The following is a 17,209-nucleotide window of genomic DNA, read 5'->3' on the forward strand; positions in this document are numbered from 1 at the left end:
ATATTATTTGCAACTAAAACTCTAATATTCTTTAAGGTTATAATACCCACTTTTATCTTATCAGAACAAACTTTTATTAACTTTACTTAGGGAAAACACTAGAATTTTCTATTTATAAAGTTTATTTTTGTACTTTAAATATCTATTAATAGCTTTATTGGTATCTGAACCTGAGTAACATACTCAGCTTCTACTTCGGTTTCGTAAATATCTATTTTATAAATCTCTATAGGGTCTCCAAGTACAGTATAATTATTACCTTCAATAAACTTGTACATCATTGGAATTACTGTGCTTGCCTGCTTATAATCACCTTTGTAAGTGTAGGTTACATAGTATCCTTCATCTAAAACTAAGTTGTAATTTGTAGCATCTTCTTCCACAAAACAAAGTACAGACTTGTAATTATTATATATGCCTTTTTCCATACCTCTAGGGTCTATTATTCCGCCAAAGTTACTGTTTCCTACCACATAAAAATTATCTTCTAGCTTGTCATTCAATCTTTGTATTAGATAATCAACATTTTCACTAAATTCTTCACTAGTCTTTGTTGCTATTGCTTTTCTTTTACTCATGTACAATAGCTCTATTCTGTTGAAATTAGTGTGTTCTAGAGTGTTATTAATAGAGTTTAATCTTCTATTTATACTATCTTTATGAATTAATAATGCCTCTAGCTTTTGATCTATAAGATTTAACTCTTCTTGTAGCATTTTTTTAGTTGTATTTATATTTCTATCTTTTAAGTATTCTTTTATCTTTTGCATTGAAAAATCAAGACTTCTAAGCTCTTTTATAAGATTTAGATTACATATATCTTTTATCGTGTACATTCTATATGTATTTGTATCTCTTGAAGGATTCAAAAGTCCCAGTTTTTCATAGTATTTTAATGAATCTCTTCCTAATTTGTATATTTTTGAAAGCTCTCCTGTTTTGTAATATTTTCTCTTCATAACCCAACCTCTTCATTTATAAATTTTTATTAAAATAAAGTTATTGACTTGAGTATTATACCATAGTTTATATTCATCTAGGAAGAACAGGAGGGAAACTATGGAAAATACAATTAATTTAAAATCAAAATTCAAACAATATGTAATACCTTCAGTAGCATCAATGTGGGTATTTTCATTATATTCGATGGTAGATGGTGCATTTGTTAGTAGGGGTGTTGGTCCCGAGGCACTAGCTGGTGTAAATATATCTATGCCATTTATAAATACTTTATTTGCTTTATCAGTACTTTTCTCAACAGGTGCATCTACTATAGTATCTATGACTTTAGGTAAGGGAGATGTAAAAAAGGCAAGTGAATACTTTACTTTAAACAATGTAGTATTATTAGTTATTTCTATAATAATGATTGCATTATCATTGATTAATCTTGACAAATTATGTTTATTTTTAGGTGCTACACCTGCAACACTGCAATATGTTAAAGGATATTTAGGAATTATAATTCTATTTATACCATGCTATTTATTATCTTATGGTCTAGAATTACTAATAAAATGTGATGGTTATCCTCACCTTTCTACTATAGGTGTTGTTATATCAGCAATAACAAATATAGTACTAGATTACATATTTGTACTGAAATTGAACTGGGGTGTTGAAGGAGCTGCTCTTGCAACTGGAATTGCTAGAGTATTCTCAATAACATTTTTCTTAGTTCATTTTTTAAGTAAAAAGGGAAAGCTTCATTTCTGTAAGTTTAAGTTCGACTTTGGATTTGTAAAAAGGGCAATATCAATAGGCGTACCTGATTGTATGACAGAAGCTAGCTTAGGTGTAGTTGTGCTTTTATTTAACCAAAGTATTTTAAGATTTATTGGAGAAGATGCTTTAGTTAGCTATAGTGTAATTTGCTATATTAATACTTTAGTATTATCTACAATGTTAGGTGTTTCTCAAGGTTTACAACCAATATGCAGCTTCTACTATGGTGGTGGAGATTATGACTCTGTGTTTGATTTATTAAAGATGAGTTTAAGTGCTATAAAAAAATCTTCATTGATTGCTTTCTTTGTAGTTATAGCATTTGCTAAGCCAATTACTACTATATTTATTGATAAAACAAATATAGAGCTATTTAATTACACAGTTAATACACTTAGAATTTCTTCCTTTGCATTTTTATTATTAGGATATAATATTATAGTTTCTGGGTTCTGTGTTTCTACAGAAAAACCTGGATTTGCTACTTTTATATCTTTAGGTAGAGGTCTTGTAATAATACTATTAAGCTTAGCGACAATGATCCTAATATTTGGAGGTAAAGGTATTTGGTTTGCTACTTTTGCATCAGAGCTTATAGTCTTCATAATGGCTAAGTTTATGCTTAATAAAAGAAAAGAAGATTTAAATAATAATCAGTATGAATCTTTAGAAATAGCCTAGATTTCTTTTCTTTATTCTATAAAATTTTGTCCTTCATATAGTATTTTTACAGTATTATATTAAATATATATAATCCCCTTATTTCATAATTATCTAAAATAAGGGGATTATTTTATAGAAGTTAATAAGTTGGATTTTATTAAAACTATTGCTAATATTAGTTTTTATCTATTATTACATGTTATGTACTATATATTATAAGCTTTCTATTAAGTTAACTAGCTCTCTCATATCTCTTATTACAAAATCTGCGCCTGCATTTTTGTATCTATTAGCTATTTCTTCATCTCTTGTAGCTTTTTCTTTAGCACTAAGTGCACTATATTCTTCTTCATTAAGAGCCATTTCTGAACTCCCTTCTATTATACCTACAGTAACTACACCTGCATTTTTTCCTTCTAATATATCTGATATAGTATCTCCAACCTTAATAACATTGCTTATTGAAGATATTTTTAATTCCTCTAGATTTTTGAATACCATAAATGGATAAGGTCTTCCAATATTGTTTGTTGATGTTGGACTAAACCAACAATCTGGTTCATAACCTTGTTCTTTAGCAGCTTTTGTAACTATAGCCATCATATCATCAGTATATCCTGTTGTTGAACCTATCTTTATTCCTTTATCTCTAAGCTTTGCTATTGTTTCAACTACATACGGCTTAGGTTCTCCATAATTATGAAGTATTGACATAAGCTTATCTGAGAATTTATCATGCATTTCGTCAATATCTTTATCATTAAAATTTCTATTATATTTTTCATTCCATAAAGCATTTATTCTTGGCATAGACATCATAGTTTTTATATGATCCCATTTTAACATCCCCATTGGTTCTCTTGTTTCATCTATAGTTGGGCTTATTCCATACTCTTCAAATACTTCCATAAATGCCCTAACAGGAGCAAAACACCCATAATCTACTGTAGTACCAGCCCAATCAAATATTACCGCTTCTATATTTCTCATATTAATATCTCCCTCCAATTTTATTATTTAAAATATCTATTTTATATCGTTATATTTATAATTATTTTTGGATTCACTTACTATTACTACTTAATATCACAAGCTATTTCTTTACAAGCTGTCATTTCATTGAAAAAAGCTTCAAATATATCACAAAGATTATTTATATCTTCTTCATAAATTTCTCCTATATTTCCTAGTCTGAAAGTTTCTACCTTAGTTAACTTTCCAGGATATATAGCAAATCCTCTTTCTTTTATATAGTCATACATTTCTCTAAATGTAAATTCGTTGTTGTCATATACAAATGTTGTTATTATTGGAGATTGAATTTCGTCTTCTAAGTATGAGTTTATACCTATTTCAGCCATTCTCTTCCTTAATAACTTGTTATTATTTGAATATCTATTGTATCTTGCTAATACTCCGCCTTCTTCTTCTAATTCATCCAGTGCTTTAGAAAACGCTAATACTACATGAGTTGGTGATGTAAATCTCCACTTTCCATCCTTGTCCATACCTATCCATTGATCATATAAGTCTAAAGATAAACTTCTAGCTTTACCTTTACTATTTATAAGTAATTCTTTATTAGCTATTATAAATGAGAACCCTGGAACACCTTGAATACACTTGTTAGAACTACTTATTAAGAAGTCTATTTCACATTCATTTACATCTATATCTATACCTCCGAAACTACTCATAGCATCTACCATAAATACTTTTGAGTATTTCTTAGCCAACTTTCCTACTGATTTTATATCATTCAATATTCCTGTTGTAGTCTCACAGTGGACCATCATAACATGAGTTATTTCATTATCATTTTTTAAGGTTTCTTCTATTAATTCTAAGCTTGGCAATAAGTTATATTCTTGCTCTATAGCTACAGTCTTTATGTTGTGGTAGTTTGCAATAGATACCATTCTTTCTCCATAAGCCCCATTTTCTATAAATAAACACTTATCTTCTTTACCTATAACACTTGAAATTACTGACTCTACTCCAAAAGTTCCACTTCCTTGCATAAGAACTGTTGTATATTTATCTTCACTTGCATGAGCTAAATCTAATATTTGATTTCTTATTTTTTGTGTTATACATTTATAATCATCATCCCATGTACAATGGTCAAATAACATTTCTCTTTTTACGCTGTCTGTAGTAGTTAATGGTCCTGGTGTTAATAATTTATAATTTTTCATTTTCAATCTCCTAATAATTTAAAATTTATATTTTTATTTGATTATTATCTATTTTTTATATTATTTTTTAATGTTTATATATTTTTATTATTTTTACATGCTTCTGAAAAGTCTTTATGCTTCTCTAATAATGCTACTGTTAAAGGTTCTTTATATGCTTTTGGATATTTTGCTGCTACTGATGAATCTAGCTCTTCTCCTTCATATAAAACATTTTGATAAGTATCAACTATTTCTTCTCTAGCATTTTTTATTATGCATTCAGCCATTTCTTTAGCTAGTTTTTCTTTTTCATCATATTCCTTATCTACTACTGCTACTGATTCTGCCAGCTGGAAGTTTCCTTCTACTGGGTCTATATAATCTATTGGTAATCCATCTTTTTTATCTTTTACTGCTTGATGTCTAAGACCAAATGCAACTGCTACTTCTCCAGCCCTAACTTTCTTTATAGGTGCAGATCCTGAAGATTCAAGATGTGGTCCAGCATTTTTTATTATTTTAGTCATAATTTCTTTAGCTTCTTCTTCTGAGTATTCACTCATTAGTCCTTGTATTAATAACCATCCTGTAGATGAACCAGTTATATCAGGTATTGATATTAGCCCCGCATACTTTTCATCGCCTAAATCTTTTAAACTACTTGGTGCTTCAAGATTTTTTTCTTTAAGTAACTCTGTATTTACTATTAAAGCTCCTTGAAGTGCTGTGACTGGTGTTTGATAATCTGCAAATTCATCTATTGTATTAGTATCAAATCCTAAGTCTACAAACATATTATTTTTTTCTTGAGCGGTATCTACATAATAAGAACTCATAGTTATTAAATCTGCTTCTATATTTTTTCCTTCTGCTAAAAGCTTTCCACCTAATTCAGATGTTCCAAATGACTGTATTATATATTTTCCGTTATATCCATTGTTATCAAGGGCGTTAGTCATTGCTGTTACTACTTCTTCATCTGCATTTGAGTAAATTATTACTTCCTCAGATTTTTTTGAAGAGCATCCAACAGTTATTCCAGCAACTGTTAATAATAATATTGCTCCCGTTACAAATTTTGATTTAAACTTCATATTCTCTCTCTTCTCCCCTTTAATAATGTTATTTAATTTCTCTTTTATCTCTTCTTTGTTTGCTAATAAGTTACAAGCTGTTTTTACTACTATATTTGTTAAGAATATTAATATTGATAATACAAATATCTCATCAAACTTTGCATAGTGCTGAAGTTCTTTTATTTTAGTAGTTAGTACCATTGTCTTCGCACTAGTTAAGAATATTACTGCACTAATAGTTACCATTGAATGTACAAAATAATAACTTATTATTTCATATAGAGTTGGCTTTATATTCGGAGTTACTATTCTTACTACGGTTTTTATATAACTATCTCCTAATAACTTAGCTGTAGTCTCAAAAGATCCATTTAACTTACTTAAAGAGTTTTTCATCATTAGGTAAGGTGTTGAGAAAAAGTGTACAATGTTACATATTATTAATATCACAAATGTATTTTGTATACTTGTTCCGCTAAAAGTAAGTAAAAATGCAATCCCTACTACCATTCCTGGTATTGTATTTGTAATAAGAGCTATTGAATCTATTATTAATTTAATATTTTTATTTACATTTCCTCTACATGTTATAAGTGCTGAACCATAAGCTATTATTGTCCCAAATACTGCTGTTAATAATGCTATTAACAGTGAATTGATATATATTTTATTAAGTGGTGATGTTTGTAGTATGTTTTTGATATTATCAAAAGTAAAACTCATATCATAAGGCCATCTAGTAATAAAAGGTACTATGAATATTACTGCAAATATTGATATTATACTTAATACTGTTAATAAAGATATTGATGTAAATGTTATGTCTCTGAATTTATTTTTTGGTATTTCTATTTCTGAAACATTATTGTATCTAAAGTTATGCTTTTCTAAGTATGTTAGTGCAAATACTCCAAGTGCTGATGGTATAAGCATTACCATCGCTATTACTGCTCCATTATTGAAGTTTGGTATCGAACCTAACATTTCTGTATATAAAGTAGTTGATACTACATTAAAATTTCCTCCTACAGATGCTGGTATTCCAAAATCAGTAAAGCTTAAGAAGAAAGACTGAATAAATGCACCTACTAACGTACCTATTAGTGGTTTGAATATTGTAGTATAAAAAGTTTTTATAGGCTTATCACCCATTACCCTTGATACCACCATATATTTTTTATCTATATACTTAAAAGTATTATTTATTAATAGAAATGAAATTGGCAAAGTATATATTATGTATCCTAATAACAATCCAAAGAATCCATATATCTCAAATAGCTCAAATCCTATTATTTTTGTTATTAATCCTTGCTTTCCAAAAGAATATATTATGGCAAATCCGTAAGTTATAGTTGGTAATAACATTGGAAGTGTAGTTATATTTTTTATAAATGACTTTATGTTATTATTGGTATTTGTGTTATTGATGGTATAAGCAAGTACAAAAGCTATAATAGTAGATAAAAATGCTGTACATGTTGATACTAAAACACTATTTTTTAGAGAACTAATAAAAGTGTCACTCATAAGCATATTTTTATAATTTATAAGACTAATACCACCATCACTTTCAAATGACTTAGATAAAAGTATTACTGTTGGCAGTAGTAAAAATCCTATAAATATTAAACTTACTACCGAAAATATTACTTTACTCTCCTTATTTTCTTTAAACATGATTTCCTCCATATAATGAGTAGATATTATTTCTTTTTATATTTAACTGATTTAGTATGAATTTTTTTATAAAATCATTTTTAGGTTTTTCAATTATTTCTTGTGGTGTAGAATATTGAGAAACTACTCCTTCATTTAAGATAAGTACCTTGTCAGATAAAGTTAATGCTTCTTCTGGATCATGAGTTACTATTATTATTGTAAGGTTGTATTCTTTAGCTATTTTTTTAATTCTTTCTTTTATAGATTCCTTTATTACTCCATCTAATGCACTAAGTGGCTCATCTAGTAATAATATTTTTGGCTTCATTACTAAGGTTCTAGCTAATGCTACTCTTTGTTTTTGTCCACCTGATAGTTGGTCTATTTTTTTATCTATGTGCTTAGATAAACCTAAAAGTTCTATCAGCTCATCTACTTCTTCATTAGTTGATATATTCGGTTTATTTTTCAAGCCGTAAGTTATATTGCTATAAGCATCTAGGTTTGGGAAAAGTGCGTAGTCTTGAAAAACTATATTAAAACCTCTTTTCTCCATTGATACTTCAGTAATATCTTTTTGATTAAATATTATGTTTCCTTCACTACAATCTGTTATTCCAAGTATTATATTTAATAGTGTAGTTTTTCCACTACCACTTGGCCCAAGTATTGAAACTATTTCTCCATCTTCTACATCTATGCTGATTCCTTTTAATATTTCTGCGTTATCGAAATTTTTCTTTATATTATTAAGCTTTAACATTAGCTCATCTCCTTTTGGTTGTTTTAACAATTTAATCTTAACATTTGCAAAACTGCTTTTGATTAACTAGAAGTTAATAAATTGTTAAAAAAAAACTACATCATGTAGTTTTACTACACAACATAGTTTAATAACTTTTATGGCTTGATATGTCACCGTTAACATCTAAAGTTTTTGAAAATCTCTCATAATCACTAAGTATTATTCCCATATAAATCATGTCAACTATAGCAATTTGAGAGGTTCTAGAAAATATTGCATTACCATAAATATCATTTTTTGAGTTGCTTCCATGAATCACAACATCCGCAAAATTGCTTATCATGGACTTATCAAAATTAGTTATTACTAAAGTCTTAGCTCCAGAGTTTTTAGCTCTTTTCATTATATCTACAGTATCTTTTGATGTTCCAGAATAAGATATACCTATAGCTAAATCTTCTTCTGTTAAGCTACTTGCACATAAGTTTTGCATGTATATATCTTCTTGTCTTCTTACATCTAAACCTAAATATAATAGCTTATTTGTTAAATCACTTATAACGCTAATTGAGTTTTCCACACCATAAATATCTATTCTTCTTGCATTTATTATCATATTTATGGATTCTTCATAGGACTTTGTACATATTGACTTTAAGGTTTCCCCTAATATATTGATGGTAGTATTTATTGTTTTTTGTGGTACATTTTGTATTTTATCTTCTTTTTGCAGTTTGAAACCATGTAACATACTTATATTTTCATCTAGCTTATTGCCTACCATATCTGCAATAATATGATCTTTAAATTCTCGGTATCCCTTATACCCTATGGATTTTACAAATCTTATTATTGTTGGCTCACTTACTCCTGTGGTTTCTGATAAATTTGCGATTGAAATTTTAGATACTTCTTTTGCATTTCGGAGCACATAATCTGCCACTTTTACTTCTGATGGTCTTAAATCAAAGTATTTACTCTTTATATTTGATATACAACTAATTTTATTCATTTAATTTTCTCCCCTTTTAGTAGTAAAACTACATTTGTGCTTTTGATTATATCAAAGTAAAGTATTGATTTTCTTTAACATAATGTTAAAAATACATTAAATGTTTTACTACATGTAGGTTATTTGTTCTATCCTTAATTATCTTTGGTTACAATATATATTTGCCCATCAGCTTGTAATCCTGCAAATACAATATTTTTTAAATTAGTAATTTTTCTATTTTCTAATTCTTTCATAATCCATTTTTCATCTTTATTTATAATATTTAAATGAGATGTTAATATTTTTCCATCTAAAATTAAGTCTAGCATCATACCTGTTTTAGGCTTACTTATATTCAGATCTCCAACTGTCACTGAAGAATACTCTGACTTTTTCAAAACACTTAGCTTTCCATCAGGCTCTAATACAGCTATTTCTACTTCTGTTATATAAAATATTTCCTTATCCCTTAATTGCATTAAAAGATCTCCCATATTATATCTTGCTTTTTTCATATTATTATAATTTACTTTCCCATTTTCAATTATCATCAATGGCTCGCTATCTATTAATAATCTTAATTTAATGTTTTTCAAAGTTATTTGAGAAATAAGTATGGTTAAAATACTCCATACTACTATTGAGAAAATACCTTCAAACATACTAACATGCTTATCCATAGAAGCAACTGCCGCTGTGGATCCAATAGTTATTCCAACAATATAATCAAAATATGTTAGTTGTGATATTTGCTTTCTACCCATTATTCTAGTGAAAAATAATAAAGTAAAATATGTAACAACTGATCTAATTAGTAAATTCATATAATTATGCATAAAAACGCTCCTTATGTTTTATAACTACTATTGTTTACTACTTATATTATTGATAAATCATTATATTATTATTTATTTTTTTACATTACTTATTAATAATCATAGGAATTTGGAATATATCTCTATATCCTATATAAATTTATAACATTTTTTATAATTTTTGAATATTGTATCATAAGGAATAGATATTCCTTAATTTTATTAGCAGGTGATTATAATGTCATTTAACGATAACAAATTAATTAAAGAAGTATCAATTGAATATCCTCTTTTCCAATCACAAAAGGGAAGATATTTCATAGGTGAAACACCTATATTAACTGGCCCAACTTCCAAAGCTATTGCGGCTTTAGTTAACCCAACAAAATCAAATGTAAATATATATCTAAATGCAATAACAGTTTCAAATATTTCTAATGAGAGTCTATCTGCTGGAATTTACCTTAGATCATCGATTCCAATAGGAAATACTAGTCCTTATGTAAGCTGTACTAATGTTACTATTACTCCTCCTCCAAATCCCAAAGGATTAATAAAATTTAATGATTCAGATCCAGTTTCACCTATTGATGGTGTACCAATATTTAGTAGAATTGTTGCTCCATATTCAACTACAGTAATAGATGGTGGTCAAATAATTATACCTCCAAAATCATGTATTCTTGTTTATCTCGGAGGATATTTACCTATACAATTTGATAGTGTCATAGTTGCTTTTGGTTGGTGGGAAGAAAAAATAGAACATAACCATTGTGAATGCTAATTTTAATGGATTGTAATTAAGTTAATTTAAATTATATTTATCTATAAAATTAAATAAGCACCCATGCTATAAGTAAGGGTGCTTATTTATTATATTTGTATTATAAGTTTTTCTAATCACTTAGATTGCATTAGTATTATATTAATTACTTATGTTCCACAGAAAGTTCTATATGAACAACTTGAGACTTTTGGTAATTGTGAGTACTCTTCCTTATCTTTAGATTCTTCATATGGCTTTGATAGTATATTTAGAAGTTTTTTCATTACACTAAAATCACCTTTGTTAGCAGCTTCTAGAGCTTCTTCCACACGATGATTCCTTGGTATCACTAAAGGATTTGATTCCTTCATTAGCTGATTAACCATATCCTTTGATTCAGGTTGTCTTTCTAGCCTCTCTTGCCATAGTTTATACCAATTATTAAACTCATCACTTTTAAACATTTCACTATCTTTGTTTTTATCATAAGTTAATGATATAAAAGTATTTGTAAAATCAACTTTATATTTTTCCATAATACTAAGTAAATCTTCAACTATTGCTTTATCAAAAGGTTCATCATTAAATATACCAAGCTTTGATTTCATATTAGACATCCAGTATGAATAATATTCTTCATAAAAACTTGAAACTGCTTCTTGTGCTATTTTTATAGCTTCCTTTTGGTCTTCATGTAATAAAGGTAATAAGGTTTCTGCCAATCTACATATATTCCACTCAGCCATTATTGGCTGATTCTTATATGCATAACGACCTTGAGTATCAATAGAACTAAAAACTGTATTTTGGTCATAAGTATCCATAAATGCACAAGGACCATAGTCAATAGTTTCTCCACTAATAGTCATATTGTCCGTATTCATAACTCCATGTATAAATCCAACAGACTGCCATTTTGCAACTAAATATGCATGAGCTTTTATTACTGCTTTAAGTAAATTAAGATACTTATTTTCATCATCTTTAATATTTGGATAATGCCTTTTTATAGTATAGTCTGCTAGTTCTTTAATATCTTCATTTTTGCCAAAGTTATATGCATATTGGAAAGTACCAAATCTTATATGACTGCTAGCTATCCTTGCTAATATTGCACCTTCTTCAACACCTTGACGATATACAGGTTCACCAGTTTTAACAACAGCAAGACTACGTGTTGTCGGAATGCCTAAAGCATACATAGCTTCACTTATTATATATTCTCTAAGCATTGGTCCAAGAACTGCTCGCCCATCTCCTCTACGTGAATATGGAGTTATTCCTGATCCTTTAAGCTGAACATCATATTTTTGATTTGATGGTGATACTTGCTCTCCTATTAATACTGCCCTTCCATCTCCTAGCATTGTAAAGTGTCCAAATTGATGACCTGCATAAGCTTGAGCAATATATTCACCACCATTTAGTTTTTCATTACCTGCAAGTACTGAAATTCCAAAATTACTTTCTAGAAATTTTATATCTAAACCTAAATATTTTGCTAACTCGTCATTAAGTACAACTAATTCTGGTGAACTTACTGGATTTAAATTAATTTTACTAAAAAACATCTTTGGTAAATTAGTATAAGTATTATGTAAGTTCCAACCATTTATATTACTATCCTTAATATTAGTCATTTAATCACCTCACATTTTATATTAATAATCTATTTTTTATTAATATACCCTTTGTGTAGTTTTAAATAACTAATATTATTTAACAGCTTTAAATATAATTATAATGTTTTATCAATCATATTTATAAAATACTTATGAACCCTAAAATCTTTCGTAAGTTCTGGATGAAAAGATGTTACTAACACATTACTTTGCCTTGCTGCTACTATTTTTTCATCTACTACTGACAAAATCTCTACATCTTTTCCTACTTTATTTATATACGGTGCTCTTATAAATACCATATCTATGTCATCTCCAACATCCTTCATTTGAGATTTAATATTAAAGCTTCCAAGTTGCCTTCCATAAGCGTTTCTCTTTACTTCTATATCCATAGATGATAAATATGTATTTTCTTGATTTTCTATAGATTTAGCTAAAATTATCATTCCTGCACAAGTTCCCCATACAGGCATTTTATTATTTATCTTTTCCTTTAAATAATCATGTATATCTAATGACTTAAGAAGCTTTCCTATAGTTGTACTTTCTCCACCAGGAATAATAAGACCATCTATATCTACCAAATTATCGCCATTTCTAATTTCTACAGTATCTACATTAAGATCTTTTAATATTTTAATATGCTCCTTATAAGCACCTTGCATTGCCAATATGCCAATTTTCATATTACCATCCTCTTACTGCTAATTGCTCTTCTACTTTTAGACTTGCTACAGATATACCGCTCATTGCCTCACCTAGATTTTCAGATATTTCTGCTAATGCTTTAGGATTGTTGTAGTTTGTAACAGCTTTTACTATTGCTTCTGCTCTTTTTTCTGGATTATCAGATTTAAAAATTCCAGATCCTACAAATACTCCATCACAACCTAATTGCATCATTAATGCTGCATCTGCTGGAGTAGCTATTCCACCTGCCGCAAAGTTTACTACTGGCAATTTACCATTTTCATGTACATACTTTATTAAATCATATGGAGCTCCCATTTCTTTTGCTGCATTCATAAGTTCTTCTTTTCCAAGTGACACTATCTTTTTAATATCAGTAGTCATTGTTCTCATATGCTTAACTGCTTCTACTACATCACCTGTACCTGCTTCCCCTTTTGTTCTTATCATAGAAGCACCTTCACCAATTCTTCTTAGGGCTTCACCTAAATTTCTAGCTCCGCACACAAAAGGAACTTCAAAATCATTTTTATTTATATGATATATATTATCTGCTGGTGTTAATACTTCACTTTCATCTATAAAATCTACTTCTAAGGCTTCTAATATTTGTGCTTCAACAAAATGACCTATTCTTACTTTTGCCATAACAGGAATTGATACTGCTTCTTGTATTTCCTTTATCATCTTTGGATCAGACATTCTAGCTACTCCACCTTGTTTTCTTATATCAGATGGTACTCTTTCAAGTGCCATTACCGCACATGCACCTGCTTTTTCTGCTATTATTGCTTCACTCGGATTTGTTACATCCATTATTACTCCACCTTTTAACATCTGAGCTAAGTTTTTATTCAAATTGTATCTACTATTCATTAAATTGTACCCCCAATTTTCTTTAATTTTAATTAAATAGTAGTACAATACAGAGATTGTATCAATAAAAATAGGTAATTGTACCATACTTTTCACCATTGTATGGGTACAATTACCTATCTGATTTTTATTTTATTTTTACGTTAGCTTTAAGTTTTTTCGAATACATAAGTACTAACACAAGGTTAGATATTGGTATTGCAAAGAAAATAGCTATTTGTGGTGATATATTCAAAATATTATAATTTGAAAAAATCATAGGTAGCACTACCACTAAAGGTATTAGCACTACAATTTGTCTTATTATTTCTAATTTACTAGCTTTCTCTTCTTCACCCGAAACTTGCATGAATGTAATAAGAGTATAAACAATCCCTACAAATGGGAACCCTAGTACTACTATTCTAATTATATTTTCTGACAAATCTACTAATGTAATATCGTTAGTAAATATTCTTACTAAAATACTTGCAGATATATAAACTAAAGTTGTTACAGTTATAGAATATACTAAGCTATACTTAACGATTTTAGCTTTAACTTTATTTTCTTTATCCTTATTTTTACTACCATGGAAATAAGCTATTACAGATTGAACTCCTTGAGTAAATCCAATAAGTGGTAACAATATTACCATATTTATATTCCCACATATAGACCAAGCACCTACATATGAAATATTTCCATATTTTATTAAAGTTCTATTTATTATTAGTCCACTTATACTATTTAATGACTGCATCAAAAACTGTACGAAACCTATCTTAACTAAAGATATTAATATTTCTTTTGCATCACTCAAAATCAAATTACTTTTCTTAATCCACTTATCTTTTCTTATTAAGAATAATAAAGAAATTCCAAAATAAAATACTTCACTAACTAGAGTTGATAATGCAATGCCCTTAATACCCATATTAAAAACAAAGGTGAAAATTATATTAAAAGCTATATGTATTATAGTTGCTAATATACTAACTACAATTTCCATCTTCGGATATCCAAAAGCTCTTATATTATTAAGTAACATATATCCAACTGAGCTAAACACATTGTATATTATTGATATATTTAAATATTCTTTTGCTAATATTAATACAGATCCTTTTGCTCCAAGAATATTTAATAAACTATCTTGAAACATAAATATTAGTAAAGATATCGCCCCACTTGATATACAACTTGCATAAAACCCAACCTTAAAGGTATTATTAACTCCATCATGATTATTTTCGCCTAATCTTTTTGATATTACAATACTAGTAGAAACTCCAAATATTAATTGCGCAGCTATTAATAACAGTAAAACTGGACTTAATATCCCCATAGCTGCCAATGCATCATTACTCATTGCTCCTAAATGGCCTGCAAATACTATATCAATCATAGATGACACCGATTCCAAAACTAAAGAACATATAGTCGGAATAGAAAATATAAAAATTAATTGCTGTATTGATTTTCTTTCAAATATATTTTCCTTATTCATTTTACACCTCAATTCTAGTTAAGTTGATAGCCATTACTTTTTCACCATTTATATCCAACTCTCCATTAAATTCAAATCCTATTTTTTTATATAAAGCTATTGCAACAGGGTTATTATCATATACACTTAAGTATATTTTTTTATATCCATATTCTTTATACAAATGATTTATTAATAATCTAACACCTTTTTCTCCATATCCCTTCCCCTGATGTTCCTTTGATATTAAAAATCTATCTAGCCACACTCTTCCATTTGTACCTTCATCTAAAAATAAACCATACATTGCAAATCCAATAGCTTCTTTCCCGTTATATATTCCAACTGTCCTCCAAACTGAATACTCACTAGCTTCTTTTAAACATTCTTCTATAGGTTCTATAAAGCTCTCTTGTTCTTTAGATACTTTAATCTCTAATATTTCTTTATAGTTATTATTATTAATTTTATTTACAGTTAAATTCATATTAACCACTCCTTATAACTTATTTTCGTGGCTTAATCAGTAAAACACTTTATAAAAGTTTAAGTTTATTTTATGACTTGTGCCCTTTTACTAAAATAATAAACCTGTGTGTAACACACAGGTCAATAATATTTTTTATTTTATTGGTATAAAAACTTCATAATAGTCTATAGCAATATCTTTATCATACTCTGTAAGTAGCATTCTACCTAGAATATGACCTGCTACATTAATATTATTTTCTAGTATTATCTTTCTAATAATCGGTAACCAATCATCATAATCTCCATCTTCTAATTTTACTATTGTGTACATGTATTTATTTTTAGGTATACACTCTATTTTTTCATGTAGCATAGTATCTTCTGTAAAATTATAACTTTTTCTTAAAGTAACTCCCCACTTAACTTTTTTATCTGCATCTTTATCAAAAAGTACCCCATCTTCAACTAAAAATGAAAAGTTTACATAGTCTAAAAAGTTTTTATGAAGTATCTCTCCATCTTCTACCATTTCTAACATACCTTCAATGATATCTATAAAATCATTAAACTTATTTTCTTTAGTTATCTCTATAAAAAGAAGATTCTCTTTTTCTTCTCTAAGCTCGATCTTATCTAAATTATCAATACAAGATTGAATATTTGACCTCATAGCTCCTAATATTTTTTGGAGTTCATTAATTTTTTTCAATTCTTCTTCTAGAGCTTTCTCCTTATCCTTTACTATTTCTAATATATCTTTAGGAGAAGAATCTTTTATAACCTTCTCTATATCACTTAGTGGTAAATTTAATTTTTTAAATAGTAAAATATCCGTTAAACAATTTAAATCTTCAATATTATAATATCTATATCCATTATTATTGTCTTTTTTAGGTGTTAAAAGACCAATCCTATCATAGTGCACTAGAGTATCTCTAGTTATATCAAATAGCTTACATACTTCTCCTATTAAATATTTATCTTTCATGTTATCATCTCGCATTCATATTTTATCTTTAACTTATAATTTAAATATTCATAATGATTATATCATATACCTAAATTTACTCTTTTTATAATTTCCTTAATAATGAAAATCATTATTTTTATGTTTTTTGTCGTTTTTTGTTTTGATGTATATTCCCTGGGTATATAATAAATACCTTAATAAAATAACTAAAAAGTAGGAGGAATTCAATTATGATAAAAATATGTTCAGCTTGTTCAGGTATAAGTATAGATGATTTAAAAGAAGCTCTTTTAGGAAGAGAAATAGAAGACACTTGTATTGGTGAGTGTGGTTCAGAATTTACAGGATATGTAGGTGACGAATTAGTTACTGCAGATTCTGTTGAAGATTTCATAGAAAAGTGTAAATAAATAAATTAGAGAGTTAGGATTAATCCAAAAGGATTTTCCTAACTCTCTTTTATTTTATATTTTAATTATTTTT

Annotated in this window: 16 protein-coding genes; 3 read left to right on the plus strand and 13 right to left on the minus strand. The window is 28.0% G+C overall.

Features of this window, described 5'->3' with window-relative positions; genetic code table 11:
- Positions 1–134: 134 nt before the first annotated feature.
- Positions 135–959: a MerR family transcriptional regulator gene (locus tag ACI48P_RS18520; protein WP_475218488.1), complete on the minus strand. Its 825-nt coding sequence runs from the start codon at positions 957–959 to the stop codon at positions 135–137.
- Between the two features lie 100 nt (positions 960–1,059).
- Here ACI48P_RS18520 and ACI48P_RS18525 point away from each other — a divergent pair, with 100 nt between their 5' ends.
- Positions 1,060–2,406: an MATE family efflux transporter gene (locus ACI48P_RS18525; RefSeq protein WP_475218490.1), complete on the plus strand. Its 1,347-nt coding sequence runs from the start codon at positions 1,060–1,062 to the stop codon at positions 2,404–2,406.
- Between the two features lie 195 nt (positions 2,407–2,601).
- On the opposite strand, the gene phnX is transcribed toward ACI48P_RS18525, so the two are convergent.
- From phnX to ACI48P_RS18555, 6 genes are all read right to left on the minus strand, one after another.
- Positions 2,602–3,378 (minus strand): phosphonoacetaldehyde hydrolase, encoded by a 777-nt coding sequence (gene phnX / locus ACI48P_RS18530; RefSeq protein WP_475218491.1) that lies wholly within the window; start codon positions 3,376–3,378, stop codon positions 2,602–2,604.
- 86 nt (positions 3,379–3,464) lie between these two features.
- A complete protein-coding gene (gene phnW, locus ACI48P_RS18535) occupies positions 3,465–4,586 on the minus strand; it encodes a 2-aminoethylphosphonate--pyruvate transaminase (RefSeq protein WP_475218493.1) in 1,122 nt (373 codons plus the stop codon).
- A 74-nt stretch (positions 4,587–4,660) separates the two neighbouring features.
- Entirely contained in the window at positions 4,661–7,324 is a 2,664-nt protein-coding gene (locus ACI48P_RS18540; protein ID WP_475218495.1) for an extracellular solute-binding protein, read from the minus strand.
- Complete coding sequence (locus ACI48P_RS18545; protein ID WP_475218497.1) at positions 7,317–8,069, minus strand: ABC transporter ATP-binding protein; 753 nt, start codon at positions 8,067–8,069, stop codon at positions 7,317–7,319. Before ACI48P_RS18545 ends, ACI48P_RS18540 begins: the two co-directional genes overlap by 8 nt.
- Before the next feature lie 127 nt (positions 8,070–8,196).
- Complete coding sequence (locus ACI48P_RS18550; RefSeq protein ID WP_475218499.1) at positions 8,197–9,063, minus strand: MurR/RpiR family transcriptional regulator; 867 nt, start codon at positions 9,061–9,063, stop codon at positions 8,197–8,199.
- A gap of 134 nt (positions 9,064–9,197) precedes the next feature.
- On the minus strand, positions 9,198–9,881 hold the full coding sequence (locus tag ACI48P_RS18555; protein ID WP_475218501.1) for a DUF421 domain-containing protein: 684 nt from the start codon (positions 9,879–9,881) through the stop codon (positions 9,198–9,200).
- Positions 9,882–10,098: 217 nt separating this feature from the next.
- Between ACI48P_RS18555 and ACI48P_RS18560 the strand changes: the two genes are divergently transcribed.
- The gene (locus ACI48P_RS18560; RefSeq protein WP_475218502.1) at positions 10,099–10,644 is read left to right on the plus strand and encodes a DUF6143 family protein; all 546 of its coding nucleotides are present in this window, start codon (positions 10,099–10,101) and stop codon (positions 10,642–10,644) included.
- 149 nt (positions 10,645–10,793) lie between these two features.
- Here the strand turns inward: ACI48P_RS18560 and ACI48P_RS18565 are convergent, their stop codons facing one another.
- The 6 genes from ACI48P_RS18565 to ACI48P_RS18590 all read right to left on the minus strand — a co-directional run bounded on the left by ACI48P_RS18565 (position 10,794) and on the right by ACI48P_RS18590 (position 16,744).
- The gene (locus tag ACI48P_RS18565; protein WP_475218503.1) at positions 10,794–12,266 is read right to left on the minus strand and encodes a protein adenylyltransferase SelO; all 1,473 of its coding nucleotides are present in this window, start codon (positions 12,264–12,266) and stop codon (positions 10,794–10,796) included.
- A gap of 98 nt (positions 12,267–12,364) precedes the next feature.
- On the minus strand, positions 12,365–12,937 hold the full coding sequence (pdxT, locus tag ACI48P_RS18570; RefSeq protein WP_475218505.1) for a pyridoxal 5'-phosphate synthase glutaminase subunit PdxT: 573 nt from the start codon (positions 12,935–12,937) through the stop codon (positions 12,365–12,367).
- Between the two features lies 1 nt (position 12,938).
- Positions 12,939–13,817 (minus strand): pyridoxal 5'-phosphate synthase lyase subunit PdxS, encoded by an 879-nt coding sequence (pdxS, locus tag ACI48P_RS18575; RefSeq protein WP_475218507.1) that lies wholly within the window; start codon positions 13,815–13,817, stop codon positions 12,939–12,941.
- Positions 13,818–13,944: 127 nt separating this feature from the next.
- Entirely contained in the window at positions 13,945–15,306 is a 1,362-nt protein-coding gene (locus ACI48P_RS18580; protein WP_475218508.1) for an MATE family efflux transporter, read from the minus strand.
- Position 15,307: 1 nt separating this feature from the next.
- A complete protein-coding gene (locus tag ACI48P_RS18585; RefSeq protein WP_475218510.1) occupies positions 15,308–15,772 on the minus strand; it encodes a GNAT family N-acetyltransferase in 465 nt (154 codons plus the stop codon).
- A gap of 135 nt (positions 15,773–15,907) precedes the next feature.
- Entirely contained in the window at positions 15,908–16,744 is an 837-nt protein-coding gene (locus ACI48P_RS18590; RefSeq protein WP_475218512.1) for a MerR family transcriptional regulator, read from the minus strand.
- Positions 16,745–16,956: 212 nt separating this feature from the next.
- On the opposite strand from ACI48P_RS18590, the gene ACI48P_RS18595 reads away from it, so the two are divergent.
- Positions 16,957–17,136, plus strand: coding sequence for a hypothetical protein (locus tag ACI48P_RS18595; protein ID WP_475218514.1), 180 nt, complete (start codon positions 16,957–16,959; stop codon positions 17,134–17,136).
- Positions 17,137–17,209: the final 73 nt, after the last annotated feature.

The sequence above is a fragment of the Romboutsia sp. LXY-2 genome, from assembly GCF_056171995.1.

Coding starts and splice junctions, on each gene's coding strand:
- ACI48P_RS18520 (WP_475218488.1), bottom strand. CDS start 959: ATGAAGAGAAAATATTACAAAACAGGAGAGCTTTCAAAAATATACAAA.
- ACI48P_RS18525 (WP_475218490.1), top strand. CDS start 1,060: ATGGAAAATACAATTAATTTAAAATCAAAATTCAAACAATATGTAATA.
- phnX (WP_475218491.1), bottom strand. CDS start 3,378: ATGAGAAATATAGAAGCGGTAATATTTGATTGGGCTGGTACTACAGTA.
- phnW (WP_475218493.1), bottom strand. CDS start 4,586: ATGAAAAATTATAAATTATTAACACCAGGACCATTAACTACTACAGAC.
- ACI48P_RS18540 (WP_475218495.1), bottom strand. CDS start 7,324: ATGTTTAAAGAAAATAAGGAGAGTAAAGTAATATTTTCGGTAGTAAGT.
- ACI48P_RS18545 (WP_475218497.1), bottom strand. CDS start 8,069: ATGTTAAAGCTTAATAATATAAAGAAAAATTTCGATAACGCAGAAATA.
- ACI48P_RS18550 (WP_475218499.1), bottom strand. CDS start 9,063: ATGAATAAAATTAGTTGTATATCAAATATAAAGAGTAAATACTTTGAT.
- ACI48P_RS18555 (WP_475218501.1), bottom strand. CDS start 9,881: ATGCATAATTATATGAATTTACTAATTAGATCAGTTGTTACATATTTT.
- ACI48P_RS18560 (WP_475218502.1), top strand. CDS start 10,099: ATGTCATTTAACGATAACAAATTAATTAAAGAAGTATCAATTGAATAT.
- ACI48P_RS18565 (WP_475218503.1), bottom strand. CDS start 12,266: ATGACTAATATTAAGGATAGTAATATAAATGGTTGGAACTTACATAAT.
- pdxT (WP_475218505.1), bottom strand. CDS start 12,937: ATGAAAATTGGCATATTGGCAATGCAAGGTGCTTATAAGGAGCATATT.
- pdxS (WP_475218507.1), bottom strand. CDS start 13,817: ATGAATAGTAGATACAATTTGAATAAAAACTTAGCTCAGATGTTAAAA.
- ACI48P_RS18580 (WP_475218508.1), bottom strand. CDS start 15,306: ATGAATAAGGAAAATATATTTGAAAGAAAATCAATACAGCAATTAATT.
- ACI48P_RS18585 (WP_475218510.1), bottom strand. CDS start 15,772: ATGAATTTAACTGTAAATAAAATTAATAATAATAACTATAAAGAAATA.
- ACI48P_RS18590 (WP_475218512.1), bottom strand. CDS start 16,744: ATGAAAGATAAATATTTAATAGGAGAAGTATGTAAGCTATTTGATATA.
- ACI48P_RS18595 (WP_475218514.1), top strand. CDS start 16,957: ATGATAAAAATATGTTCAGCTTGTTCAGGTATAAGTATAGATGATTTA.